The following is a 22,095-nucleotide window of genomic DNA, read 5'->3' on the forward strand; positions in this document are numbered from 1 at the left end:
CGGCGTGTCGCGGGTGTCGGTGGTTCGTGCCACTCTGGTGGGCATGTGCGGCAGGTATGCGACCACTGCGAATCCGGCGACACTCGCGGCCGACCTCGATGCGATCAACGAGGCGGGCGAGGAGGAGAGTCCGCCCGACTTCAACGTGGCGCCCACCACGCAGGTCCTGACAGTGGTCGATCGCCACGACGCCCGGCGGATCCGGCGGATGCGGTGGGGGCTCGTGCCGTCGTGGACGAAGGAGCTCGGCAAAGGGCCGGTGCTGTTCAACGCGCGAGCGGATTCGGTCGACAACAAACCGGCCTTCCGGAACGCGTTCGCATACAAGCGCTGCCTCGTTCCGATGGACGGCTGGTACGAGTGGCAGACCGAGGTCGATGCGGCGGCCGCCGGGAAGAAGTCGGGTAAGGCGAAGAAGATGAAGAAGATTCCGTACTACATGTCGCCGGAGGACGGCTCGCGCCTGTACATGGCCGGACTGTGGTCGGTCTGGCACGATCCTGCGGTCGCGGAGTCGCCCCCGGTCCTGAGCTGCAGCATCATCACGGTCGACTCAGCCGCCCAGCTCGAGAACGTGCACGACCGGATGCCGCTGGTGATGCCCCGCGAGCGCTGGTCCGCGTGGCTCGATCCCGAGCATCCCGCGTCGACGGATCTGCTCGAGGTGTCACCCGACGCCATCGCCGACATCACCGTCCGGCGGGTGTCCACGCTGGTCAACAGCGTGAAGAACAACGGACCGGAACTCCTCGACCCCGATGCAACCGGTCGTGACGAGGCGCAGGTGGGGGAGCAGATCAGCCTGCTGTGACCGCAGCGGTGACGGCTCCGCTGAGCCGCACCAGGTCGGCGGGGGCGAGTTCGATCTCGAGTCCGCGCCTGCCGGCGCTGCACAGCACCCGGTCCCAGTCGAGCGCCGACGCGTCGACGACCGTCGGGAGTGCCTTGCGCTGTCCGAGCGGTGAGATGCCCCCGAAGACGTACCCGGTGGAGCGCTCCGCCTCGGTACGGTCCGCCATCACGGCCTTGCCCGCGCCCAGCGCCGCGGCCGCCGCCTTCAGCGACAATTTCTCCGGCACCGGCACGACCGCCACAGCCAGCTTGCCGGTGTCGAGTTTGATCACCAGCGTCTTGAACACCTGATGGGCGGTGACGCCGACCGTCTCGCCCAGGGCGTCGACGGCCTCCGAACCGTACGACTCCGCCCGCGCATCGTGCGCGTAGCTGTGCACGGTGTGGTCGACGCGGTGTTTCACGAGCAGCTTCGTCGCGGGAGTGGCAGTTCCGGCCATGGACAGACACTCTGCCACGCGGTCGGGAACACACCGGACGAGAGGTGTGTTGGTACCTGCAGAACAACAGTGCATCGAAGGGAGTGGTCCGTATCGTGATGTCCTCGGTGATGGAGCCCACGTCGCGTCTGCAGTTGGCGGTAACGTTGACGCCCACGGCGACCGAAGGGATCAGCGTGCAGGAACATGACCGTCCGACGGCAGACCAGGCCGAGCCACAGGACGAGTTGATCGCGCGTTTCGAAAGGGACGCGCTCCCACTTCTGGATCAGCTGTACGGCGCTGCTCTGAGGATGACCAGAAACCCGGCGGACGCCGAGGACCTCGTGCAGGAGACGTACGTGAAGGCCTACACGGCGTTCCGTTCGTTCCGCGAGGGCACCAACCTCAAGGCGTGGCTGTACCGGATTCTCACGAACACGTACATCAACTCGTACCGCAAGAAGCAGCGCCAGCCCGCGCAGTACCCCACCGACGAGATCACCGACTGGCAGCTGGCGGCGACGGCGGAACATTCGTCGACCGGTCTGCGGTCCGCCGAGGTCGAGGCTCTGGACGCGTTGCCCGACGACGACATCAAGGAAGCACTCCAGGCCCTGCCGGAGGAGTTCCGGATGGCCGTCTACTACGCCGACGTCGAGGGGTTCCCCTACAAGGAGATCGCCGAGATCATGGGCACCCCGATCGGGACCGTGATGTCGCGACTGCACCGTGGGCGCAAGCAGCTCCGAGGTCTGCTCGCCGACGTCGCACGCGAACGTGGATTCAACCGTGGGGGCACCGACGACGTGCCCGGCGACAGTGCAGTGAGCGCGGAGCAGGAGGTTTCTCGGTGAGCGAGCAGGACGAATTCGAGCAGCTCGACTGCTCCGCCGTCATCGCGGACGTCTGGCTGATGCTGGACCGTGAATGCGATGAGGCGTCGCGGGCGCGGCTGCAGAGGCACCTCGACGAGTGTGGGTCGTGCCTCGAGGCGTACGGCATCGAGGAGAAGGTGAAGTCCCTCGTGAACCGAAAGTGCGGCGGGGAGCACGCACCGGAAAGCCTCCGTCAGAGGCTCTCCATCGAGTTGCGGCGGACGATCCTCATTACGAATACCGAACCCGACGCATAACTCGTCAGAACAGCAATCAGGGGCCGGAAAGCATCGCTGCTTTCCGGCCCCTGGTGCGTTCTACGGCGCGTCAGGCGTTGGGACGCTTGCCGTGGTTTGCGGCGTTGCCCTTGCGACTGCGCTTCTTACGACCACGCTTACCCATGAGTAGATCTCCCTTCTTTTCACCACAGTCTTCCACGTGTGGTTGGGTGTCCTTGCAACAGGGCTTTCTCGACACCCGGGAGTGAAGGATCACAATGGCAGAAGACGTGCGCGCCGAAATGGTTTCGACGGTGTATCAGGTTGTGGTGAGCGCGGGTGACGAGGTGAAGGAGGGCGACACCCTCGTCATCCTCGAGTCGATGAAGATGGAGATCCCCGTCATCGCCGAAGAGCCCGGCACGGTCACCTCCGTGGACGTCAAGGTCGGCGACGTGATCCAGCAGGGCGACCTGATCGCAGTGATCTCCTGAGCTGACACCCACCGACGATGTCCACACTGAGTGACCTGCTCGCCGAACACACCGACCTGCCCGGCGAGGCCGTCGATCACCTCCAGCGAGTCGTCGGTGAGTGGCAGTTGCTCGCCGACCTCTCCTTCGCGGACGTTCTGCTCTGGGTCGGAACGGATTCCGCGGCCACCAACTCGACCGGCACCGTGATCTGCGTCGCGCACTGCAGGCCCACCACCGCGTCGACCGCCTTCCCGGAGGATGTCGTCGGGACGGTCGTGTCGGAGTCGGAACACCCGCAGGTGCTGCAGGCGCTGCTCGAGGGCCGCGTCGTGCGCCCCGAGGACGGCGGCGGGCACGCCGGTCTGCCGCCGCGCGGGGAAGCGGTCCCGGTGCGGTGGAACGGCGAAGTGATCGCGGTCCTGAGCCGGGACACCAACCTGTCGCACCAGCGGGCGCAGAGCCCGCTCGAGGTCGCGTATCTCGACTGCGCCGATGATCTGTGCCAGATGATCAGCGACGGAACCTTCCCGATCCGGGAGGCCCGGTCGGACACCAACTCGAGTCCCCGCGCCGGCGACGGCTTCATCCGCCTCGACACCGACGGCAGCGTGGTCTACGCGAGTCCCAATGCGCTGTCGGCCTATCACCGGATGGGTCTCAGCTCGGACCTGATCGGCCAGAACCTGGCCGCCACCACGCGGTCGCTCGTGACGGATCCGTTCGAGTCGCAGGAGGTCGCCGGGTACATCCGCGACACCATCGCCGACAAGCCGGGCCGCCGCATGGAGATCGAGGCCAGGGGAGCGACCGTCCTGCTCCGGGCGCTGGTCCTCAAACCCGGCGGGAAGCGCGTCGGCGCCGCCGTCGTCGTGCGGGACGTCACCGAGGTGAAGAGGCGGGATCGCGCGCTGCTCAGCAAGGACGCGACGATCCGCGAGATCCATCACCGGGTGAAGAACAATCTGCAGACCGTGGCGGCGCTCCTGCGACTGCAGGCCCGCCGCACCAACAACGAGGAAGCCCGGCAGGCGCTGAGCGAATCGGTGCGCCGCGTCACGTCGATAGCCCTCGTGCACGACACGTTGTCGATGTCGGTGGACGAGGAAGTGAACCTCGACGAGGTCGTCGACCGTCTGGTGCCGATCCTGTCCGACGTGGCGACGGTGAGTACGCCGATCAAGGTCCGCCGGGAGGGCAGCTTCGGGGTGTTCTCCGCGGAGCGGGCCACGCCACTGGTGATGGTGCTGACCGAACTCGTGCAGAACGCGATCGAGCACGCCTTCGAACCCGGCGCTCCGGGCACGGTCACCATGAGGGCCGAGCGTTCTGCGCGGTGGCTGGACGTCGTGATCCACGACGACGGCAGGGGATTGCCGCCCGGTTTCAGCCTCGAGCGGTCCGACCGTCTCGGTCTGCAGATCGTCCGGACTCTGGTGGCCGCCGAGCTGAACGGCTCCCTCGGGCTGCATCCCGGGCCGGAGGGTGGAACGGATGCCGTGTTACGCGTACCGCTGGGCCGTCGTGGGCCGCGGTACTGATCGGGGGGCAAGCAAAAGGCCCGGCACCATGTGGTGCCGGGCCCGTCTCCTTCTGATGTATCAGACGGTGGTGCGGGCACGCGTCCGAGCGTTGCGGCGCTTGAGTGCGCGTCGCTCGTCTTCGCTCATGCCGCCCCACACACCGGCGTCCTGGCCCGACTCGAGTGCCCACGAGAGGCATTCGGCGGTCACCGGGCAGCGGTTGCAGACAACCTTGGCATCAGCAATCTGCGCGAGAGCCGGACCGCTGTTGCCCACAGGGAAGAACAACTCGGGGTCTTCGTCGCGACAGATTGCCTTGTGGCGCCAGTCCATCCTTCTGCTCCTTAACTGGGTGCTAAATGCACCGTTTCGTCTTCATGAGTTCATGTGTGCGTAGAGAATGTTTCCGCACTGTTGCTTGTGAATGCTTTCACGAACTGGCGGGATGTCAATAGAAAACCGCCGCACCGTGGGGGAGCTCACGTACTTAGGCTGCCCTTCGAGGTGCGCCGTCCTTTGTACCCGGTGCAGGCACTTCCCGCTAGGTGAAAACGGCGATTCTCGAGAATTGCTCAGGGTCGCGCCGGCGCGACCACATCCAGCGCCTCGGGCACCGACACGAACTCGACGACGTTGCGCAGTCCGATGTAGTCGCCGTCCATCTGCAGTCCGATGGGTTCCGACGCGGAGATCCGCACGGACGGCACGTCGTCGACCCGGACCAGCTTCTTCGCCTTCGGACGGGTTCCGGGGGTCAGCAGCTGGCGGGCCACCCGCAGCGTGGTGAGGATCGCGGTGGACCGCATCGCGAAGACGCCGAGGCCGGTGTCGTAGGTGGTGTCGGGATTCGTGTGCACTTCCCGCTTGTTCAGATACGTCCAGGGACTCGCGTTCGACACGAATGCGTAGTGAACGCCCTCGACCGGATCGTGATCGGGAACCTCGACGGTGAGCGTCGGCTCCGCGTATTTCGACCGGAAGAACACCCGCACCGCCGCGCGGACATACTGCGCCGGTGTGGCCGGCCGCCCGTTCTTGCGGTGCATGTCGACCGCCTCACACACCTGGGCGTCCCAGCCGAGACCGGCGTTGAACGTGAACCAGCGGTTGTCGCAGTGCGCGAGCCCGATCCGGCGCCGCTGCCTGCGGGCGAGGAGATCGATGAGCTGGTTGGTGGCGTCCACCGGGTCGGGCGCGATGCCGAGCGAGCGGGCGAACACGTTCGCCGACCCACCGGGGACGACGGCGATCGGGGGAATCGGCCCCACCGTCACCGCGCTCATCGACTTCGGTACCGGGGTGCCGAGCAGTCCGTTGACCACCTCGTTCACGGTGCCGTCTCCGCCGTGGACGATGATCAGGCCCATCCCGTCCACACAGGCCTGCTGCGCAAGTTCGGCGGCGTGACCGCGGTGTGTCGTGTGCGCGACCGTCAACCGCACCCGGCTCGACAGCGCGTGGGCGAGGAGATCACGCCCGGCCGGAGTCGTCGATGTGGCATTGGGGTTGACGATCAGCAGCGCGCGCACGGGGCCCAAGCCTAGCGGGGGCGGGACGTGTCACCATCCGAGGCCGCCGGCGACGGGGTGTTCTAGGCTGGCCGACGTGCCGAAGCCGTCTCTCAGCAAGTCCACGCCCACCACGGTCCGCGCGGCGGGCGCCCTGGTGTCGCTCGAGGGCGCGGTGGCGGTCGGTGTCGCCGTGGTGCTGGTCATCCGGGGACTGCTCGGGCACGACCAGAGCGTCAGCAGCGGATACGGCACCGCGGCCTGGTTTGCGATTCTCGGGGGCGCCGTGCTCGCCGCCGGGCTCGCGCTGATCTTCGGCCGGCGCTGGGGGCGGGCGATCGCGATCGTCGCCCAACTTCTCCTGCTCCCGGTGGCGTGGTCGCTGCTCACCGATTCGCACCAGCCGTTCTTCGGTGTGCTGCTCGGCGTCGTCGTCGTGGCGGCCCTCGGGTGCCTGTTCAGCAGTCCCACGTCGAAGTGGATGGCTGCCGAGTACGGCCAGGAGGCCGACGCCGACAACCCATCGGACCGCTAGCTCACCTCGGACGCGAGGCGGCCGAGCGGATCCCCGGTCAGCCGGTACGTGGTCCATTCGTCCTGCGGGTGCGCGTCCAGCGACTCGTAGAACGCGATCGACGGCTTGTTCCAGTTGACCACCGACCACGACAGTCGCGTGTAGCCGTTGTCGACGCACTCCTTCGCGAGTGTGGCGAGCAGGGCCTTGCCGTGCCCGGAACCGCGCTCCGACGGGCTGACGAACAGGTCCTCGAGGTAGATGCCGTGCGTTCCGTCCCAGGTGGAGAAGTTCCGGAACCACACCGCGATCCCGACGACCCGGTCGTCGTCGTTCGTCGCGACGTGGGCGAAGGTCGACGGCTGCGGACCGAACAGGGCGTCGTCGATCTGGTCGGCGGTGACGGTGCACTCGTCACGGGCCCGCTGGTGTTCGGCGAGTTCGTAGATCATGGCGGTGATCGCGGAGACGTCCTCAGGTACTGCGCGTCTGATCATCGGGCACCTTCCTCGCTTGTCACGTTGTGGCTGACCACCTGTTGCGCCCCGTGCTCGAAGCCGAGGACGGAGTACGCGCCCGGCGACATCGCGAACCGTCGTCCCTCACTGATGGGAAGCTCCGCCCAGCGGGCGATGAGCCCGCGCGAGAAGTGACCGTGCCCGACGAGGATCACGTCACGGTCGACGAGTTGCGAATGAGCGACAGACAGTACGAGGTCGCACCGGGTGTGCACTTGCTCGGCCTGTTCGCCGCGAGGGCACGGGTGCGTCCACACGGTCCAGTCCGGCACCTGCTGCCTGATCTCGGGGGTCGTCATGCCCTCGTAGATCCCGTAATCCCATTCGGCGAGCGCGTCCCAGGTGCGCTGGATCTTCAATCCCGCCAGCTCCGCCGTCTCCCGGGCGCGTTGCCGCGGGCTGACGATGACGAGGGGGTCGCGCAGTTCGAGGGCGTCCATCGCCGGACCCACCCGCCGCGCCTGGGCTTCACCCAGTTCGGTGAGGTGGACGTCGGTCCGACCGGTGTGTTTACCCCAACGGGCCCATTCCGTTTCGCCGTGTCGGAGGAGGACGATCCGACGGCCGCGCGGCGAATCACTGGGTGGCATCCATCCATCATGTCAGTCAATCTGCGTGTATGGCTCGCCTCCGGGGACGAAGTAGGTAAGGATCGAGCCGTGACAACGGTTCTAGCAGTGGCAAATCAGAAGGGTGGGGTCGCGAAGACCACCACGGTCGCTTCTCTCGGCGCAGCCCTCGTCGGGCTGGGCCAGAAGGTCCTGGTGGTGGATCTCGACCCGCAGGGATGTCTGACGTTCTCCCTCGGGCACAACCCGGACCGCCTGGACGCCTCCGTCCACGAGGTGCTGACGGGTGATCTGGCGGCGCAGGAGGCCGTGATCGACACCGAGGACGGTGTCGCCCTTCTGCCCGCGACGATCGACCTCGCGGGCGCGGAAGCGTTGCTGCTCATGCGTCCCGGTCGTGAGTTCGCCCTCAAGCGCGCTCTGGCGCCGTTGCTGGACGACTACGACACGATCATCCTCGACTGCCCGCCGTCGCTCGGTGTGCTCACGCTCAACGGGCTCACGGCGGCGCAGTCGGTACTGGTGCCGTTGCAGTGCGAGACGCTCGCCCACCGCGGTGTGGGGCAGTTGCTGCGGACGGTCACCGAGGTGCAGCAGATCACCAACCCCGACCTGGTGCTGCTCGGAGCGCTGCCGACGCTGTACGACGCCCGCACGACGCACAGCCGGGACGTGCTCTCCGACGTGTCCGATCGCTACAACCTGCCGGTCCTCGCGCCGCCGATCCCGCGGACGGTGCGATTCGCGGAGGCGACGGCGTCGGGTGCCACGGTGCTGGCGGGGCGCAAGAACAAGGGTGCCCAGGCGTACCGGGACCTGGCCGAGAACCTCGCCAAGCACTGGGCGGGATCCGAGCTGGCTACGTTTTCGCCTGGAAGTGCCGAGTAAGTTCTTCCGGCGTCGGATTCCACGCGGCAGGCCAATCCTGTTGGCGTAACTGGGCGTCCGTGCCCCCGTCGGCAAAGACGATGCTGCCGCAGAACAGTGTCGACCCCGGTCCGAGCAGGAACTCGACGAGCGCGGCGATCTCGTCCGGGCGTCCGCGCCTGCCCAGCGGCACCGGATAGAAGTCCAGCGCCTTCGCCAGTTCGGGGTCGAGGTCGTCCCCGCTGGTCATCGGTGTGTCGATCATGCCCGGCGCGATCGCGTTGAGTCGTATGCCGTTGCCGATCCACTCGGGCCGTACCGCTTCGCGCCGAATCCACCAGGCCAATGCGAGCTTGGACGCGGGGTATGCCGGGATGGCGGTCACCTGGTCGCCGATGCGCACCGCCTCCGCCTCGTCGCCGTCGAGGCACGCGGTCACCAGATTCTCGGGAATCCCCGGCTGTGTGGTGGTGCTGCTCGACGAGATCACCACCACCGAGGCGCCGTCCGCGCGCTCGAGGGCGGGCTTCAGGGCCGTCACGAGTTCCACGGCCCCGAAGTAGTTGACCGCGACGAGCCTGCCGCCCGGGACGTGCGACAGCGAGCCGAGTCCTGCGCAACAGACGAGACCGTCCACGACTCCGCCGCTTGCCTCGGACACGGCGTCGGCCGCCGCGGTTCGTCCGCCGGGGGTCGACAGGTCGGCGGTCACGTCGGTGTGTGCGAGGTCGACTCCGATGACGGTATGACCGCCGGACTCGAGCGTGCGGCGGCTCGCCGCCCCGATGCCCGAGGCGGCGCCGGTGATCACGTAGGTTGCCATGCCGTGAATTAGAACACGTTACAGATCGCGGTGGTGCGGACTTCGGACTCCGATTCACGCGTTCCGGACTCCGCGTCGGCGTAGTGGGCGCGCAGTCCCGTGACGCCGGGCGCCCGGTCCTCGTGCAGCACGAACCGGGCGTCGTAGTCGCCGCCGTTCTGGGAGCGGAAAGGCAACGGCGCGTCGGTGAACAGGCCGGACAGGCGATCGATCAACCGGGCCGCGACACCCGGGTAGTGCTTGGCGGGCAACCGGTCCGCGCTGTCGGTCAGGACCGGGGGCAGTACGGACATCCCGGTGTACCAGAAGATTCCGTGGTGGATCGGGAACAGGAGTTCGTCCATCTGGCCGTTGATCCCACGTGCGCCCGCGCTGTCGGCGCTGCCGCCGAAACTGACGACCGTCATCGCCCGCTTGCCGGCCAGGGTTCCGTCGCCGTACCGCCGGGTGGAGCCGTCCTCGCGGCGCAGTCCGTAGCCGTACCCCTCGACGAAGACCCGGTCGAACCAGCCCTTGAGGATCGCGGGCATGCCGTACCACCACAGCGGGAACTGCACGATCACCGCGTCGGCCCACGCGAGTTTGCGCTGCTCGGCGCGGATGTCGGGGGCCAGGGTGCCCTCGGTCAGGGCCTGACCCGACCGCGCGCCGACGAGGAGGCGGTGGTGGGGGTCGTGTCCGAAATCGTCTGCCGTCACCACCGGGTTCCATCGCATCGCGTACAGGTCCGAGGTCCGGATGTCGTGGTCGGCGCCGCGCAGTGCCGAGAGGGCGTCGCTGCGGAGTGCCGCGTTCAGGGACTTCGGTTCGGGATGTGCCGATACCCACAGGATCTTCATGGTTCGCCTTCCGCTCGGTCGTCCTGACCTCTCCGATCATGGACGCGCGGCGGTGGCCGCGACAGTGGCCGGTGGGACGATATGTGAAATAATCGGGCCATGTCCGATTCGAGAGGTAAGCGGACCGTGCGTCGCCATCGCGTGGTCGTGTTCGTGCGCGACGGTCTGCTCCCGATCGAGTTCGGAATCGTCCACCGACTGTTCGGTGAGGCGCGATCGCGGGAGGGCGAACCGCTGTACGAGGTCCTCACGTGCACCCTCACACCCGGCGCCGTCCGTACCGACACCGACGTGACGATCACCGTCGAGCACGGCCCGGCACTTCTCGGCACGGCCGACACCGTCGTGATCCCGGCGTCCGATCAGGACTACGACCCGCCGGAGGACGGGCGCCTGCCCCGCCACCTCGCGGACGCCCTCGCGCACATTCGCCCGGGCACGCGGGTGGCATCGATCTGCACGGGCTCGTTCGTCCTCGCCGCGGCAGGGCTTCTCGAGAACCGGCGTGCCACGACGCACTGGAAGTCGGCGGACGCGTTCCGGCGGCGTTACCCGGACGTGCACCTGGACCCCGGCGTGCTCTACACGCACGACGGCGGCGTGCTCACCGCCGCCGGCGTCGCGTCCGGAATCGATCTGTGCCTGTACATGATTCGTCTCGACCACGGTGCGTCGGTGGCCAACGAGGTGGCGCGGGGAACGGTCGTGCCGCCTCATCGCAGCGGTGGTCAGGCGCAGTTCATCACCGAGCCCGTCCCGGACGCCGACGGTGCGTCCACGGCGCGAGCGCGGGCGCGGGCGCTGTCGCATCTCGATCAACCGCTGTCGCTGCGGGAGCTGGCCGCGTGGGAGTCGATGAGCGTGCGCACGTTCACCCGGCGATTCCGGGCCGAGACGGGGATGTCGCCGACGCAGTGGGTTCTCGAACAGCGGATCATCCGCGCCCGCGAACTGCTCGAGAACACCGACCTGCCGGTGGACGACGTGGCGGCGGCCGCGGGATTCGGCACCGCGACGTCGCTGCGACAACACCTCTCGCGCACGGTCGGCGTCTCACCGTCCGCGTACCGCGCCACTTTCCGTTGACGGCATGCTCATTCGTCCAAGTGCGGGGGAGTGCGCGGCGCTAACGTCGAGGCCATGACAGTCTCGGACACGCCTCGAAACAACACCCTGACGATGCGGGCTCAGCCGCTTCTCGCCGTCGACGACGTCGAACGCGCAGGCGAGTGGTACCGGAAGGTCCTGGACGCGCGCAGCGGCCACGGTGGACGGGACTACGAGCAACTCCTCGTCGACGGGCACATGATCCTGCAACTGCACCGGCTCGACGAGGGCCACCACCACGGCCCCCTCGGCGATCCCTCGCTCCCGCGGGGAAACGGGGTGGCGATCTGGTTCGAGACCCCCGACTTCGACGGCACCGTCGCGCGGGTGCGGGAGGCGGGTGCCGACGTGGTCACGGACGTGCACGTCAATCCCAATGCGGGACATCGCGAGATCTGGATCCGCGACCTCGACGGCTATCTCGTGGTGTTCGCCGAACCGGCGTGACGGGCGATCTCAGCGCAGCGCCACGACAGCATCGCCGCGCTGTTCGAGGACGACGTCGCCGGCCACCGTCGTGAGGATCGGCCCCGCCGCGGCGTCACGCGCAACCGGGATCGTGCGAAGCAACGCGCCGGTCGACAAGTCGAGCACGGCGATGCCGGATTCCACCGGAACCAGCAGGTTTCCGGCCATCACCGCTCCCGGGCCGAGAGCGCCCGGGAAGATCCAGCGCGGTACGAGATCGGAGGCGCCGAGTGACACCACGTCCGAACCGGTCCACCAGGTGACCGCCGAACTGCCTGTCGACGTGACGGGGTCCGGGCCGACCCGGGCGGTGAGCGCGTATTCGGACACGGCGTTGCCGGTGCCGTCGAACAGGCCGATCCGCGGTCCGTACGACGGGCCGGCGGGGAGGTAGACGGCCGTGGTCTCGCCGGACACCCCGAGGATGCGAGCGCCCTCGACGCCGGCATCCACCCCCGCCAGGACGCTCGACCCGTACTCCTCGGGTTCCTGATTGTCCTTCGGCGACGGGTTCATGACCGTCAGACGATCGGCTACCTCGCCGGGACAGCGCTCGAGAACGGACAGCCTGCTGCTACTCGAACCGACGTCGATCAGCGTGCATCCGCTGCGTGGCTGCCTCCTGGGGTTCACGGGCGCGTCCACCCGGCCGTACTCGACGGTGCGGACGAGGTCGGAGCGCCACAATTCCAGCCGGCGGTCGCCGAGAGATGCCACATACGTACCGTCGGCCTTCAGCGTCACCTCGGAATCGGCGTCGCTGCTCCGCTGGGCCAGACGCTCACCGGTACCGCCGTCGAGTTCGGTGGCCTGGGAGCAGCCGCGGTCGTCGCGGTAGACGGCCACGACCTTCTCCCACGACGCCGTCACACCGCACAGGTCGAGATCACGCTCGTACCGCCACAGCTCGGTACCCGACATCCGGTCCCGTCCCACGACGTCCCCGCTGTTGGCGGTGACGACCGCACCAGCGACGACGAGGGGCGCGGAGGTGGCGGAACTGGCGGCGTCCCAGATCGGGCTCAGCGTCTCAGGAACCGTCAGGGCCGTGATGAGCGCAGGCGGCGGCTCGGCGGCGGTGACCGAGGTGGTGCCCCGGGCATCGCTACGGAACCACACCACGGTGAGGGCGACCACGACCGCGACGGCGATTCCGGCAGCGACGACGAGATCGGCGCGCGAGCGCCGCTCAGGTGCGAGCACGGTGGTTGTTTACTCCGCGTTCGTCGCGGCGGCGCCGACCTTCGTGGTCCGGCGGCGACGACGCCGGCGGGGCTTGGAGGCACCCTCGCCGTCGGTGTCCCCGCTCGAAGCAGCGGATTCGGGTGCCGTCGGCTCCGGCGACACGGACTTGGGGCCCACAGAGTCCGCGGGGCGGCCACCACGGGTGCGGCGGCGGGTGCGGGTGCGTGCCGGACGCTCCGTGCGCTCGGCCTTCTCGCCCTGCTCGATATCGGAGCTCTCGCTCCGCTCGGCGCCCGTGTTCTCGCTCCGCTCGGATGCGACCTTCTCGGCCTTCTCCACCCGGGGGCGCTTGATCGTGCCGGTCGCGCCGGCCGGGATCGACAGCTCCTCGAACAGGTGCGGGGAGCTGGAGTACGTCTCCGCCGGATCGGGGATGCCGAGGCCGAGAGCCTTGTCGATGAGCTGCCAGCGGGGGATGTCGTCCCAGTCCACCAGCGTCACGGCGATGCCGGTGCGGCCCGCCCGCCCGGTGCGGCCGATCCGGTGGACGTACGTCTTCTCGTCCTCGGGGCACTGGTAGTTGATGACGTGGGTGACATCGTCGATATCGATGCCGCGGGCCGCGACGTCCGTTGCGACCAGCACGTCGATCTTGCCCGTGCGGAACGCCTTCAGCGCCTTCTCGCGAGCAACCTGATTGAGGTCGCCGTGGACGGAGCCGACGGAGAAACCCCGCTCGGCGAGATCGTCGGCGACCTTCTGGGCGGTGCGCTTGGTGCGGGTGAAGATCATCGTCGCGCCGCGGCCGTCGGCCTGCAGCACGCGGGCCACCATCTCCGCCTTGTCGAGCGCGTGCGCCCGGTAGATGTGCTGGCTGGTCCGGTCGTGCACCGCCGAGTCGTCGGCCTGCTCGGCGCGGATGTGCGTCGGCTGGGTGAGGAACGTGCGGGCGAGCGTGATGATCGGACCCGGCATGGTCGCCGAGAACAGCATCGTCTGGCGCTTGTCCGGCACCATTCCGAGGATGCGCTCGATGTCGGGCAGGAAGCCCAGGTCGAGCATCTCGTCGGCCTCGTCGAGAACGAGGACCTCGACCTTGCCCAGGATCAGATGACCCTGGTTGGCGAGGTCGAGCAGACGACCCGGGGTGCCCACGACGACGTCGGCGCCCTTCTGGAGCGTCGCGATCTGCGTCTCGTACGGGCGGCCACCGTAGATGGCGAGGACCTCGAGCTTGTTCTTCTCGCCCTTCAGGTACTTCGCTGCGCCCTCGAGGTCCTTGGTGACCTGGATGCACAGCTCGCGGGTGGGGACGATGACCAGCGCGCGGGGAGTGCCGTCGAGTGCGGCCGTCCCGGTGGTGCCACTGGAGATGCGGTGGAGCAGCGGGACGCCGAAACCGAACGTCTTGCCCATGCCCGTGCGGGCCTGACCGATCAGGTCGTCGCCGGCGAGGGCGAGGGGGAGCGTCAGCTCCTGGATCGCGAACGTCCGCTCGATGCCGATCTCGTCGAGAGCGCGGACGATCTCGTCACGCACTCCGAGCTCGGCGAAAGTGGGGGCGACGTGCGTGGAGTCGAGTTGCGCCGACAGCGTGGTCTCGGTTGCGTCGTCTTCATGGTCGACAGTGATCTTGCTCAGGGGACTGGCCTTCCTCGTAGCTGCACGCACGCACGAGGTAAGGGCCAGGCCGCTGGTCGGCCCGATTTCCCAGTCGACGCTCGTCGATGTCCTCTTCCGAGTCGATCCTGCCACTGCCTCAGCGCTGAAATCGAAGATTTCGGCGAGGCGCGGCTGGGACCGTCGATCAGGTGCGCGCACATTATCGGTGGGAACCGCTGATCGGATCGTGATCGATCATCACTCAAACCGCGTTCTCCGTGGAGGCGAACGTGGTGACGAGCGGTTGCCCATGATCATTGTAGCCGGAGAACGCCCCACAACCGGTTACGCATGGCAAACATCACTGGGTGACCCACTAGGCTGTGGCGCCATGGAGCCCAACACGCCTGCATCCTCTGATTCCACCATTCCCGCTGATCACCCCGGCGTCAGTGAACTCTTCGCGGTCCTCGCGTACGGCGAGATCTCCGCGTTCTACCGGCTGTCCGAGGACGCGCAGATGGCGCGGACCCTGCAGGGCAAAGTGGCGCTCGCAAGCATGGCCGCCGCCGAGATGGGCCACTTCGAGATGCTCGAGAAGGCGCTGACCGCGCGTGGGTTCGACATCTTCGAGGCGATGGATCCGTTCGTCCGCCCCCTGAACAACTACCACGCGTCCACCACACCGTCGACGTGGCTCGAGGCATTGGTGAAGGCCTACGTCGGTGACGGGATCGCCGCCGACTTCTACCGCGAGATCGGGCACTCGCTGCCCGCCGAGGTCTCGCGGACGGTCGAGGAGGTGCTCTCGCAGACCGGCCACTCGGAGTTCGTCGTCCACGAGGTGCAGCAGGCGATCAAGGCCAGCAACCGCGACAAGGACCGCCTCATGCTCTGGGGCAGGCGACTGCTCGGCGAGGCCATCACCCAGGCACAGTTCGTCCTCGCGCAGCGGGAGGCGCTCACCGAACTCGTCATCTCCGCGTCCGGCGACCTCAACGGCGTCGTCGCACTGTTCGACCGCATGCAGGAGATGCACGCCGAACGCATGGCCGTGCTCGGGCTTGTGTGACGTGTGACGGCATGTTCGCTCAGGGCACAGCCCACGGACGCGCACCGGCGGCGGCCACTGCATTAGCCTTGCCAGGACAGCTGATGTTTCTCGGAGAGTTCGGAGGTTGACCGTGGAGGTCAAGATCGGTGTAATCGACAGCCCGCGTGAGCTCATCGTCAGCAGCGAGCAGACCCCGGACGAGGTCGAGACATTGGTCTCGGACGCCCTTACCGGTGGCGACGGGATCTTGTCTCTGCAGGACGACAAGGGACGCAAGTACCTCGTGCAGTCCAGCAAGATCGCCTACGTGGAGATCGGCCCGTCCGATATCCGCAAGGTCGGATTCGCTCCGACCAAGTGAACACACGAGAAAGGGCCCGCAGTCGACTCGACTGCGGGCCCTTTCTCGTGCACGGTGTCAGCGCTGTTCGGGATGCAGCGGCACGCGGGACAGACCGCCCCACGCGAGCGTGACCGTCGTGTCGACCGCTTCTTCCTTCGGGATCGGGCGCGACGCCTCGAGCCAGTACCGCGCGGTGAACTGGCTGGCGCCGACGAGGCCGACAGCGAGGATGCGGGCGCGGTAGGGATCGAGACCGGAGTCGTGGCTGACGAGGTCGAACACGGCGTCAACACACGCCTCGGTGGCCTGCTCGACGCGGCTCTGCACCTGGGGCTCACCCATGAGGTCCGACTCGAACACGAGCCGGAAGCCCTGCGAGTCGTTGTCGACGAAGTCGAAGAACGCCTGCACTGCGGCGCGGACACGCTGCTTGTTGTCCGTGGTCGAGCGCAGCGCCTGCCGGACGCCGGAGATCAGGCTGTCGACATAGCTCTGCAACACCGCCACGTACAGCTCGAGCTTGCCGGGGAAGTGCTGGTAGAGGACGGGCTTGCTCACACCGGCGCACTCGGCGATCTCGTCCATACCGGCAGCGTGGTATCCGCGTGTGACGAAGACCTCGCTGGCTGCGGCGAGTAGTTGCAGTCGCCGGGCGTCACGGGGGAGTCGCGTGCTGCGACGGGCCCCGGTGCCCTTTCCGGGGGTGGCATCGCGATCGGAGTTCGTCCGATCCGCGAGTTCAGTCATAGCGCTTCCAATCTGCACAAGTATTCCGCGTCACATTCTGTGTAACTGTGTGAACGATACCCGCGCGTAGTGAACCGTTCATGGTGGACTCGCTGGACTCGCCCGGTCAAGGATATTGCCTGACCGGTAACTGGGACCCTGTGGGGGTCGGGTGCGCCTGGTCGTCCGGGTAGCCGCGACGTTGCGGATCGCCTCTGCGTGACACGCCGAATGACCTGCGGGTGGTGCGCTGGGACGAGGCGGTGCCGGACTGTGAGATTCTGGGCTGCGTGACTGACCGAGGAGGACCGCGTGTTCGCGGCCGGGCTCCCCAGAGCTCCGAGGACGGGGAGCGACGATCGCGCAGCATCGACCAGCGTGACGTCCGTCCCCGCACTTCGCAGTCGGCACCACAGTCGCATCAACCGCTCCGTGCGCAATGGGACCCGACCAGCCGCGACGTCGGCAGGCCCCGGAACCCGCGCCCCGAGCGGCAGGCGCGGAAGCAGAGTCGCATCGGCCGGTTCGTCTCCACCTACGGCTGGCGGGCCTACGCGATCCCGATCCTGCTGGTGGTCACCGTTCTCGTGGTGGTCGACGCGGTCCGGGACACCGGCGGCGGCAGCGAGACGACGGCCGAGACCGACACCCCCGGATTCGGCACCCTGTCCCGCGACACCGACGGTTCGAGCGTAATCGGGATCCCGCCGGAGGCCGACGGTAACTTCGCCGCCGAACTTCCCTCGGGCGCGCTGCCCGAGGGAGGTCCGTTCACGGCGGTCGGCGCAGGCACCTGGCATGTGGTTCCCGGAAGCGGAACCAAGATCGGGCAGGGCACCGAACGCGAATTCACGTACAGCGTCGAGATCGAGGACGGGGTCGACACGTCCGGGTTCGGCGGCGACGAGTCGTTCGGCCGGATGGTCGACCAGACGCTGTCGAATCCGAAGAGCTGGACGAAGGACCCGCGGTTCGCGTTCCGCCGCGTCGACCAGGGCGACCCCGACTTCCGGGTGTCGCTGACGTCGCAGATGACCATCCGTGAGGCGTGCGGCTACGACATCCAGCTGGAGGTGTCCTGCTACAACCCCGGCATCGATCGCGTCGTCCTCAACGAGCCGCGCTGGGTGCGGGGAGCCATCGCGTTCCAGGGCGACATCGGGTCGTACCGGCAGTACCAGATCAACCACGAGGTCGGGCACGCCATCGGCTACCAGGACCACCAGCCGTGCGAGACCGAGGGCGGCCTCGCGCCGGTGATGATGCAACAGACGTTCGGCACGGCCAACAACGACATCGCGCAGCTCGACCCCGAGGGTATCGTCCCAATGAACGGTCTGACCTGCCATTTCAATCCGTGGCCGTTCCCGAGGGCGTGAGCAGGGGCCGCCCCGCGCGACTGCCGGCGGGAGGGGAAGAATGGACCCTGTCGGAGCGTTGAAGTCAATGCTGTCCGACGCATCGGAAGCTGTCGTGCAACGTCAGGAGTGGGCCGTGTCGCTTGACCGTTCTGTGAAGACCACCGAGGCACTGCCGCCGCTGGTGGAACCGGACGCCGAACTTTCCCGCGACGAGGTGGCGCGGTACAGCAGGCACCTGATCATCCCGGATGTCGGTATGGCGGGGCAGAAACGTCTGAAGAACGCGAAGGTCCTCGTCATCGGCGCGGGCGGCCTCGGGTCACCCGCCCTGCTGTACCTGGCGGCGGCGGGTGTGGGGACGCTCGGCATCGTCGAGTTCGACGAGGTCGACATGTCGAACCTGCAGCGGCAGGTGATCCACGGCCGGTCCGACGTGGGCCGTCCGAAGGCCGAGAGTGCGCGCGACTCGATCCGCGAGATCAACGACAACGTCGACGTCCGGTTGCACGAGTTCCGGCTCGAGCCCGACAACGCCGTGGAACTGTTCGAGCAGTACGACCTGATCCTCGACGGCACCGACAACTTCGCCACCCGGTATCTCGTCAACGACGCCGCCGTCCTCGCGCACAAGCCGTACGTGTGGGGCTCGATCTACCGATTCGAGGGCCAGGCGTCCGTGTTCTGGGAGGATGCGCCGAACGGTCGCGGACTCAACTACCGGGACCTGTACCCGGAGGCGCCCCCGCCGGGCATTGTGCCGTCGTGCGCCGAGGGCGGTGTGCTCGGTGTGCTCTGCGCGTCGATCGGTTCGATCATGGCCACCGAGGCGGTCAAGTTGATCACCGGCATCGGGGAGTCGCTGCTCGGACGGCTGATGGTCTACGACGCACTGGACATGACCTACCGCACCATCACGTTGCGCCGGGATCCGGCGCGGACCCCGGTCACCGAACTGATCGACTACGACGCGTTCTGCGGCGTGGTGTCCGACGAGGGTCAGGCGGCGGCGGCCGGTTCGACCATCACGGCCACGGAGCTGCGTGATCTCCTCGACTCCGGCAAGGAGATCGAACTGATCGACGTGCGCGAGCCGGTCGAGTGGGACATCGTCCACCTGCCCGGTGCCGTGCTGATCCCCAAGGACCGGATCCTGTCGGGGGAGGCGCTGTCGGAGCTTCCGCAGAACAAGCCGATCGTGCTGCACTGCAAGACCGGCGTCCGCTCGGCGGAAGCGCTGGCCGCGCTGAAGAAGGCCGGCTTCTCCGACGCCACACATCTGCAGGGCGGCGTGATCGCGTGGGCGAAACAGGTGGACACCAGCCTGCCCGTCTACTGACCTTCGTCGTGGCGTGATTGCCCGTGCCCGGGCCAGCGCGCCTTGCAGTGTCACCGGCCCACCCGGCGGTAGCGTTGAGTCCGTGAGCACAGGCCAACCCCCTCAACACGTGTGCTCCACGTTCGGCCTCCGGGAAGTCGAGCCCATCCCACTCGGTGCGGACTGGGACGGCGGGTGGCTCTGTGGAGACGTAGTCCTGTCAGCCGTCGCCGACCACGCGCGCGCCGCGTGGTCCGCCAAGATCCGCGAGACGCTGGAGGTGGACGGGGTGCGGCTCGCGCGTCCTGTGCGGTCCACCGACGGCCGGTATGTGGTGTCCGGGTGGCGGGCCGACACGTTCATCGAGGGCACGCCCGAACCGCGTCACGACGAGGTCGTGTCGATGTCGGGGCGGCTTCACGCCGCCACCTCGCAGCTCGACCGTCCCCGGTTCCTCGTGCAGCCCCCGGTTGCGCCGTGGGCCGAGGTCGACGTGTTCGTGGCTGCGGATCGCGCCGCCTGGGAGAAGATCCCGCTGCGCAGCGCGAAGGGTGCGGAACAGCTCGAGACGCCGTCCCCCGACGGTCGCAAGAGCCTGGAACTGATCACCGGACTCGCGACGCTGCGCAAGCCCGTCACGGGCCCGGACCAGCTGGTGCACGGAGACCTGTTCGGCACCGTCCTGTTCGCCGGTGCCCTCGCGCCCGGGATCACCGACATCACTCCGTACTGGCGTCCCGCGTCGTGGGCGGCGGCGGTGGCCGTGGTGGATGCCATTTCCTGGGGTGGAGCCGACGAGGCCCTCATCGGCCGTTGGGAAGATCTGCCCGAATGGCCGCAAATGCTCCTGCGTGCGGTGCTGTTCAGGCTCGCCGTCCACGTGCTGCACCCACGCTCGACCGCGGAGGCGTTTCCCGGACTTGCCCGCACGGCCGACGTGGTACGCCTCCTGCTCTAGGTGAGCAGCTCCGCGAACAGATCGCGGGCGGCCGTGGTCGCGGCAGCCTCGTCCCCGTCGACCACCGCCTGGATCAGACGCCCGTGCTCGTCGTGGAACCCGACACCGGTCGCGTGGACGTGCCGGTCGACGGTCTGGGCGATCGAGGGCAGAAGCGAGTCGTAGAACTCCAGGTACACGGCGTTGTGGCTCGCTTCGACGATCGCGCGGTGCAGGCTCACGTCCGCCGCGACGGCGGCCTCCGTGTCGGATTCGGCCCAGCACCGGGAGCGCTCGTCGAGGAGGCTCTGCAGGCGTGCGACGTCGTCCGGGGTGCGGCGCCGGGCGGCGAGCGCGGCGGCGGTGACGTCGAGCGCCTGCCGCAGTTCCGTGACGTCGCGCTCGTGTGCGCCGGCGAAGTACTTGCCGAGTGTGCCCCCGACGTCAGAGGTGGCGACGACGTACGTGCCGGATCCCTGCCGCCGTTCGAGCAGGCCGGTGTGGACGAGGGCCTGCACCGCCTCGCGGACAGTGTTGCGTCCCGTTCCGGTGAGTTCGGACAGCGCGGTCTCGGTGGGGATCTTCGCGCCGACCGCCCACCGACCACTGCAGATCTCGTCGCGCAGCTGCTCGGTGACCTGTGAGATCAGACTCGAGCGGCGCACTGGTTTTCCAAAGGTCATCCTGTCATCCTATGATTTCTATTGTGACTCTTCTACGCGGCCGCCTCCTCGTCTTCTGTGCGATCGCCATGTCTGCTCTCGTGCTGAGGCTGGCGGTCACCTCGTTCACCCCGCTTGCCTCGCAGATCCGGGAGGACATCGGATTCTCGCCGACGGTCGTCGGGGTGTTCGGAATGGTGCCGACGGCGATGTTCGCGCTGTTCGGACTGGGGACGCCGCTCATCGCCAAGCGGTGGGGCCTGGAACGGACCGCCCTCGTCGCGATGCTGATGGCCGCGGTCGGCATGCTCACGAGAGCCCTGATGAGCGACACCTGGTCGTTGCTGGCACTGTCGGCGCTCGCGCTGGCAGGCATGGGAATCGGCAACGTGGTGATTCCGCCGCTCGTCAAGCGTTACTTCTCCGACCGGCTGGCCGTGATGAGCTCGGTGTACATCGTCGGCGTGCAGCTCGGCACCATCGCGCCCGCCTTCGTGGCCGTCCCCCTCGCCGAGGCATTCGGCTGGCGGTTCTCGATCGGCGTGTGGGCGCTCCTCGGCTTCGCCGCGGCGGTCCCGTGGATCTTCCTCCTCGCCCGCGAACGACGTCGCGCCGTGGTCGTGACGGCGCAGCCGCCGGCGGACGTTCCGGCCGAGCGTCCCCACGGGAAGGCCTGGCGATCGCCCGTCGGCTGGGGAATGGCCGGCATGTTCGGGATGACGTCGATGATCACGTACTCGATGTTCACTTGGATTCCCGACATCCTGTCCGACGCCGGCGCGAGTGAGGCGTTCGGCGGTGCCATGGTGGGACTGTTCTCGTTCATGGGCCTCGTCGCAGCGTTCGGCGCCCCCACGCTGTGCGCGCGTATGCGCAACCCGTTCCCGATCGTGATCGGGTGCGCGGTCTGCTACCTCGTCTCCTTCAGCGGACTCCTGCTCGCCCCGATGAGCGCGCCGATCCTGTGGATCGTGCTGCTCGGGCTCGGGCCCAGCACCTTCCCGATGTCGCTGACACTGATCAATCTCCGCACGCGCAGCCATCTCGGCTCGGCGACGCTGTCCGGTTTCACCCAGGGTGTGGGTTACGCCGTCGCGTGCCTCGGTCCGTTACTGTTCGGCGTGTTCCACGATGCCTCCGGCGGGTGGACCCTGTCGTTCGGATTCTTGACGTGCGGCGTGGTGATCCTCCTCATCGCAGCGTTCCAGGCATGCAAGCCGCGCATGCTCGAGGACAGCTGGCACGTCGATTCGGAGCCGCAGGACGCTCTTCGACACGTCTAGGAAACATGCAGGAAACCTCACATCGGCCCAGCTGAAAAGTGAGGATCAGTT

General features: G+C 67.8%; 27 protein-coding genes. 15 read left to right on the top strand and 12 right to left on the bottom strand.

The genetic code is table 11. The annotated features are described in order from the left end of the window. Positions 1-43: 43 nt before the first annotated feature. Complete coding sequence (locus QM841_RS33285; RefSeq protein ID WP_283335220.1) at positions 44-811, top strand: SOS response-associated peptidase; 768 nt, start codon at positions 44-46, stop codon at positions 809-811. Here the strand turns inward: QM841_RS33285 and ybaK are convergent. Continuing rightward, positions 798-1,292, bottom strand: a complete 495-nt coding sequence (gene ybaK, locus QM841_RS33290) for a Cys-tRNA(Pro) deacylase (RefSeq protein WP_283335221.1) — start codon at positions 1,290-1,292, stop codon at positions 798-800. The genes QM841_RS33285 and ybaK overlap by 14 nt on opposite strands. Before the next feature lie 98 nt (positions 1,293-1,390). Here ybaK and QM841_RS33295 point away from each other — a divergent pair, with 98 nt between their 5' ends. Together QM841_RS33295 and rsrA are read left to right on the top strand one after the other, a co-directional pair. After that, complete coding sequence (locus QM841_RS33295; protein ID WP_280781772.1) at positions 1,391-2,128, top strand: sigma-70 family RNA polymerase sigma factor; 738 nt, start codon at positions 1,391-1,393, stop codon at positions 2,126-2,128. Beyond that, the gene (rsrA, locus tag QM841_RS33300; RefSeq protein ID WP_005240092.1) at positions 2,125-2,406 is read left to right on the top strand and encodes a mycothiol system anti-sigma-R factor; all 282 of its coding nucleotides are present in this window, start codon (positions 2,125-2,127) and stop codon (positions 2,404-2,406) included. Before QM841_RS33295 ends, rsrA begins: the two co-directional genes overlap by 4 nt. Before the next feature lie 70 nt (positions 2,407-2,476). On the opposite strand, the gene QM841_RS43555 is transcribed toward rsrA, so the two are convergent. Further along, a complete protein-coding gene (locus QM841_RS43555; RefSeq protein WP_022597109.1) occupies positions 2,477-2,551 on the bottom strand; it encodes a 50S ribosomal protein bL37 in 75 nt (24 codons plus the stop codon). Between the two features lie 94 nt (positions 2,552-2,645). On the opposite strand from QM841_RS43555, the gene QM841_RS33305 reads away from it, so the two are divergent. Together QM841_RS33305 and QM841_RS33310 are read left to right on the top strand one after the other, a co-directional pair. Further along, positions 2,646-2,861, top strand: coding sequence for a biotin/lipoyl-binding carrier protein (locus QM841_RS33305; RefSeq protein ID WP_005240095.1), 216 nt, complete (start codon positions 2,646-2,648; stop codon positions 2,859-2,861). Between the two features lie 17 nt (positions 2,862-2,878). After that, entirely contained in the window at positions 2,879-4,381 is a 1,503-nt protein-coding gene (locus QM841_RS33310) for a sensor histidine kinase (RefSeq protein ID WP_280781639.1), read from the top strand. Positions 4,382-4,441: 60 nt separating this feature from the next. Here the strand turns inward: QM841_RS33310 and QM841_RS33315 are convergent, their stop codons facing one another. Continuing rightward, complete coding sequence (locus tag QM841_RS33315) at positions 4,442-4,696, bottom strand: WhiB family transcriptional regulator (RefSeq protein ID WP_005240099.1); 255 nt, start codon at positions 4,694-4,696, stop codon at positions 4,442-4,444. Between the two features lie 239 nt (positions 4,697-4,935). After that, a complete protein-coding gene (locus tag QM841_RS33320) occupies positions 4,936-5,892 on the bottom strand; it encodes a diacylglycerol/lipid kinase family protein (protein WP_283335222.1) in 957 nt (318 codons plus the stop codon). A gap of 76 nt (positions 5,893-5,968) precedes the next feature. On the opposite strand from QM841_RS33320, the gene QM841_RS33325 reads away from it, so the two are divergent. Beyond that, positions 5,969-6,406: a hypothetical protein gene (locus QM841_RS33325; RefSeq protein ID WP_005240102.1), complete on the top strand. Its 438-nt coding sequence runs from the start codon at positions 5,969-5,971 to the stop codon at positions 6,404-6,406. Here QM841_RS33325 and QM841_RS33330 read toward each other — a convergent pair. Both QM841_RS33330 and QM841_RS33335 read right to left on the bottom strand, forming a co-directional pair. Beyond that, positions 6,403-6,882: a GNAT family N-acetyltransferase gene (locus QM841_RS33330; protein WP_280781641.1), complete on the bottom strand. Its 480-nt coding sequence runs from the start codon at positions 6,880-6,882 to the stop codon at positions 6,403-6,405. The genes QM841_RS33325 and QM841_RS33330 overlap by 4 nt on opposite strands. Next, entirely contained in the window at positions 6,879-7,493 is a 615-nt protein-coding gene (locus QM841_RS33335; RefSeq protein ID WP_283335223.1) for an acid phosphatase, read from the bottom strand. Before QM841_RS33335 ends, QM841_RS33330 begins: the two co-directional genes overlap by 4 nt. Before the next feature lie 69 nt (positions 7,494-7,562). Between QM841_RS33335 and QM841_RS33340 the strand changes: the two genes are divergently transcribed. After that, positions 7,563-8,360 carry a ParA family protein gene (locus tag QM841_RS33340; RefSeq protein ID WP_105413157.1) on the top strand — a complete coding sequence of 266 codons (798 nt, stop codon included), beginning with the start codon at positions 7,563-7,565 and terminating at the stop codon, positions 8,358-8,360. Here QM841_RS33340 and QM841_RS33345 read toward each other — a convergent pair. Both QM841_RS33345 and QM841_RS33350 read right to left on the bottom strand, forming a co-directional pair. Continuing rightward, a complete protein-coding gene (locus tag QM841_RS33345) occupies positions 8,332-9,162 on the bottom strand; it encodes an SDR family oxidoreductase (RefSeq protein WP_280781643.1) in 831 nt (276 codons plus the stop codon). The two genes, QM841_RS33340 and QM841_RS33345, sit on opposite strands and share 29 nt — an antisense overlap. A gap of 8 nt (positions 9,163-9,170) precedes the next feature. Beyond that, on the bottom strand, positions 9,171-10,001 hold the full coding sequence (locus tag QM841_RS33350; protein ID WP_283335224.1) for an NAD(P)H-dependent oxidoreductase: 831 nt from the start codon (positions 9,999-10,001) through the stop codon (positions 9,171-9,173). A gap of 99 nt (positions 10,002-10,100) precedes the next feature. Between QM841_RS33350 and QM841_RS33355 the strand changes: the two genes are divergently transcribed. Together QM841_RS33355 and QM841_RS33360 are read left to right on the top strand one after the other, a co-directional pair. Continuing rightward, positions 10,101-11,087 (top strand): GlxA family transcriptional regulator, encoded by a 987-nt coding sequence (locus QM841_RS33355; RefSeq protein WP_280781645.1) that lies wholly within the window; start codon positions 10,101-10,103, stop codon positions 11,085-11,087. A 54-nt stretch (positions 11,088-11,141) separates the two neighbouring features. Next, the gene (locus tag QM841_RS33360) at positions 11,142-11,555 is read left to right on the top strand and encodes a VOC family protein (protein WP_280781646.1); all 414 of its coding nucleotides are present in this window, start codon (positions 11,142-11,144) and stop codon (positions 11,553-11,555) included. A gap of 9 nt (positions 11,556-11,564) precedes the next feature. On the opposite strand, the gene QM841_RS33365 is transcribed toward QM841_RS33360, so the two are convergent. Beyond that, positions 11,565-12,779 (bottom strand): Rv3212 family protein, encoded by a 1,215-nt coding sequence (locus QM841_RS33365; RefSeq protein ID WP_283335225.1) that lies wholly within the window; start codon positions 12,777-12,779, stop codon positions 11,565-11,567. Between the two features lie 9 nt (positions 12,780-12,788). Further along, entirely contained in the window at positions 12,789-14,432 is a 1,644-nt protein-coding gene (locus QM841_RS33370) for a DEAD/DEAH box helicase (protein ID WP_280781648.1), read from the bottom strand. A gap of 322 nt (positions 14,433-14,754) precedes the next feature. Between QM841_RS33370 and QM841_RS33375 the strand changes: the two genes are divergently transcribed. Further along, complete coding sequence (locus QM841_RS33375) at positions 14,755-15,435, top strand: ferritin-like fold-containing protein (RefSeq protein ID WP_009479559.1); 681 nt, start codon at positions 14,755-14,757, stop codon at positions 15,433-15,435. A 112-nt stretch (positions 15,436-15,547) separates the two neighbouring features. Beyond that, a complete protein-coding gene (locus QM841_RS33380; protein ID WP_005259708.1) occupies positions 15,548-15,778 on the top strand; it encodes a DUF3107 domain-containing protein in 231 nt (76 codons plus the stop codon). A 57-nt stretch (positions 15,779-15,835) separates the two neighbouring features. On the opposite strand, the gene fasR is transcribed toward QM841_RS33380, so the two are convergent. Beyond that, on the bottom strand, positions 15,836-16,507 hold the full coding sequence (gene fasR / locus QM841_RS33385; RefSeq protein WP_009479561.1) for an HTH-type transcriptional activator FasR: 672 nt from the start codon (positions 16,505-16,507) through the stop codon (positions 15,836-15,838). 224 nt (positions 16,508-16,731) lie between these two features. Between fasR and QM841_RS33390 the strand changes: the two genes are divergently transcribed. From QM841_RS33390 to QM841_RS33400, 3 genes are all read left to right on the top strand, one after another. After that, positions 16,732-17,865 carry a DUF3152 domain-containing protein gene (locus tag QM841_RS33390; protein WP_283335272.1) on the top strand — a complete coding sequence of 378 codons (1,134 nt, stop codon included), beginning with the start codon at positions 16,732-16,734 and terminating at the stop codon, positions 17,863-17,865. Positions 17,866-17,998: 133 nt separating this feature from the next. Next, positions 17,999-19,183 carry an adenylyltransferase/sulfurtransferase MoeZ gene (gene moeZ, locus QM841_RS33395; RefSeq protein ID WP_283335273.1) on the top strand — a complete coding sequence of 395 codons (1,185 nt, stop codon included), beginning with the start codon at positions 17,999-18,001 and terminating at the stop codon, positions 19,181-19,183. Between the two features lie 82 nt (positions 19,184-19,265). Beyond that, a complete protein-coding gene (locus tag QM841_RS33400; protein ID WP_280781650.1) occupies positions 19,266-20,120 on the top strand; it encodes a TIGR02569 family protein in 855 nt (284 codons plus the stop codon). Here the strand turns inward: QM841_RS33400 and QM841_RS33405 are convergent. Continuing rightward, a complete protein-coding gene (locus QM841_RS33405) occupies positions 20,117-20,782 on the bottom strand; it encodes a FadR/GntR family transcriptional regulator (protein ID WP_280781651.1) in 666 nt (221 codons plus the stop codon). The genes QM841_RS33400 and QM841_RS33405 overlap by 4 nt on opposite strands. A gap of 11 nt (positions 20,783-20,793) precedes the next feature. Here QM841_RS33405 and QM841_RS33410 point away from each other — a divergent pair, with 11 nt between their 5' ends. After that, positions 20,794-22,044 (top strand): CynX/NimT family MFS transporter, encoded by a 1,251-nt coding sequence (locus QM841_RS33410; protein ID WP_283335226.1) that lies wholly within the window; start codon positions 20,794-20,796, stop codon positions 22,042-22,044. Positions 22,045-22,095: the final 51 nt, after the last annotated feature.

It is taken from the genome of Rhodococcus sp. IEGM 1307, assembly GCF_030056915.1.
Taxonomy (GTDB): Bacteria; Actinomycetota; Actinomycetes; order Mycobacteriales; family Mycobacteriaceae; genus Rhodococcus_F; species Rhodococcus_F opacus_D.